Below are 2469 nucleotides of genomic sequence, written 5' to 3'. Positions count from 1 at the left end.
GGGGATTCGACGCTGAGCAAATAGCGGCCCGTCCGATCGACGGAGACCGGGTTGAGGCCGGGGCTGTCGAGCATTTGTCCAGGGGCCAGCGTACGCAGCACGAACCCCTGTCCCGGCGCCGCTCGGAACGTCAGTGTGCGGTCCTTGGCGGAGCGGGCGGGCAAGGTCAGCAGCCCCTCACGCGCACGGTCTTCCTTGCTGGAATCGAGGACGATCGGGTCGACGCCGGTCGCCGTCGCCGTCAGCGCCGTGTCGGCGGGCTGCGGCAGGATGGCCATCGCCCGCGCCGCGCCGGCGGGGACGTCGAACGCCTCGCTGCCGAAGACCCCGACGGACCCCGAAGCGCCGCCGGACAGCAGGGCGTCGGAGCGGCCGGTGCGGACATAGAGCGGCTCCTCGGTCGCCCCGTCGGTCCAGGACAGCTTGGGGCCGCCATAGGCGGTCAGGCGATACGTGCCCGGCGGCAGCGGACCGGACAGCACGATATCGGTCATCGGATGCGCGGGCGTCGCGCTGACCAGGTTCGTCGCCGCCGGCAGGTCCACGAGGTCCCGTCCGTCACGCCACAACGCCAGGCGCGCGAGACTGCGGCCCGCGGCCTCGATCCGCACCGGGCCGGCGCCGTCCGGGACGGCGAACCAGAAATCGCGGACCTGCAGGTCGCCCAGCGTCGTGGCGAGCGGCTGGTAGCCGGGGGCGAGCAGCGCCGTGCCGGCCGCCGAGAAGCCGGACAGGGTCAGCGTCGTGTCGCCGGTGGCGCCCTTGTCGCCGAACGCGCGCAGCTTGTAGGTCCCGGTGTCGAGCAGCGCGTCGATCCGGCCATCCTGCTTGCCGGGAAAGCCCTGCCGTTCGCCGGGGCCGGTCAGCATGTCCACCAGCTGCAGCGCCGTGCCGGTCGGGCTGCCGGCGCGGATGGCGAAACGGCCGGGACTGGTGACGTGCAGCAGGACATCGGTCTCGCCGGCGGTCGGGAACTTGTCGCGCTCCAGCGTACCGGCAGCGGTGGGGGAGGAGGGCAGGCCGGCTGCCGGGCGAGGGGTGGCGAAGACCGCGGCGGCGGCGGAACTGGCGGTCGAGGCAGGACTGGTGGCTGGACTGGCGGCGGCAGGACCGGCGGCGGTTGGGCTGGTCGTGGCGCGGGCGGGTGCCCGCGGCGCTTCGGTGGCGGTCGCAGCGGGCGGGGCAAGCGCGGCGAGGCGGGTGGCGTACGCCGTCGCCAGGCATTGTTCCGCGGGGGTGTTCCGGCCGGACCCGCGCACCGGGGCGACGCACGCCGAACGGCCGCTCGCCCAGCTTCGTTGCGCTTGTCGGATCAGGTCGGTCTGCGCGGGATCGCGCTTGAGCGCGGCCGCGTAGGCCGTCGCCAGTTCCGAGTCGAGCTGCCGCAGCCGCGGCGAGGCGCAAATCGCCCGGTCCACCGGGTTGGAGGCCTTGGTGCAATCGAAGCTCTGGCCCACGGCCGCGGCGGGCAGCAGGCAGGCTGCGAAGGGCCACAACAGGTGGAGACGTGAGACGGCGCGGGCGTGGCGCGGGGCCTGAACACCTGGGCTTGCGGTCATGGGGGTTCGGCCTCCGGCAGAAGCGATCCGGTGCGCTGGCGCCTTGCCAGGGGCGGTCGCAGCGCGTGACGGACTATAGCGGTTGTGCTGAAGGCCGTGAATTCACTTCATTACGGTACCCAGCAAGGATGCGGCGGGGCCCGGCGCGCAGCTCAGCCCGCCATCCCGTTCGGCAGGGGCGGCACGGCCAGTGCGCGCAGCCTGATCCGGTCGCCGTCGCCGACGGCCAGCACCGTGCGGGCGAAGGCATCCAGCCGTGTGGTTCCGGCGTCGTCGTCCGTGATCCGCACCCAGCCGCGCAACGGCGCGGGGTTGCGGCCGAGCATCTCGACCAGGCTGCCGGCGGTGACGCCCAGGGACTCGGCGTCGGCTTGCGTCAGGCGAACGATCCGCCGTTTTCCCTTCAAGCCGGTGTAGGGTTCGATCGTATCATCCGCAATCACACGCAGCGAGAAGCGGCTTTCCCGCAATGCCTGCCGCAGCGCGTCCGTGGCCGCCTGGTCCACGTTCCCCGCGTTGTCGACGACGACGCCATAGCCATCCCGAGCGCGATCGGCTGTCACGAGTCCCGTGCGGATGTCCGTCAGGACGGAGTCCACGGGCCGGTCCAGGGGGTCGCCGTATCCGCCGCCGCCCGACGATCGCATCACCACGACATCGCCGCGGTAGATCGGATGCCCGGTGACCTTGCCCGGCGTCGAGAATTCCACCAGCCGTCCATCGGTGGTTTCCACGGATACATGGTACGGCGCACCCGCGCCGCCGCCCAGTACGCCGAAGGGCGGGATCACGGCGCGATCGCTCAACACCGAGTAGCTGCCTTCATCGCCGAGCAGCCGGATCTTGCGGATCATGCCCACGCCGCCGCGCCGCTGTCCCTCCCCGCCGCCATCGGGGCGCATCGTGCAGG

General features: G+C 72.4%; 2 protein-coding genes. Both read right to left on the bottom strand.

The features are described 5' to 3' along the window. Window positions 1–1559, bottom strand: a 1559-nt coding sequence (locus VHB27_RS00325) for a lysozyme inhibitor LprI family protein (RefSeq protein WP_325596501.1), incomplete at its 3' end; no start/stop codon positions are given. 152 nt (window positions 1560–1711) lie between these two features. Continuing rightward, window positions 1712–2469: hydantoinase B/oxoprolinase family protein (locus VHB27_RS00320; protein WP_325596499.1), on the bottom strand; the 758-nt coding region annotated here is incomplete at its 5' end.

The sequence above is a fragment of the Rhodopila sp. genome, from assembly GCF_035548235.1.
In the GTDB taxonomy this organism is placed as follows: domain Bacteria; phylum Pseudomonadota; class Alphaproteobacteria; order Acetobacterales; family Acetobacteraceae; genus Rhodopila.
This window is presented reverse-complemented; position numbering and strand designations above follow the sequence as displayed.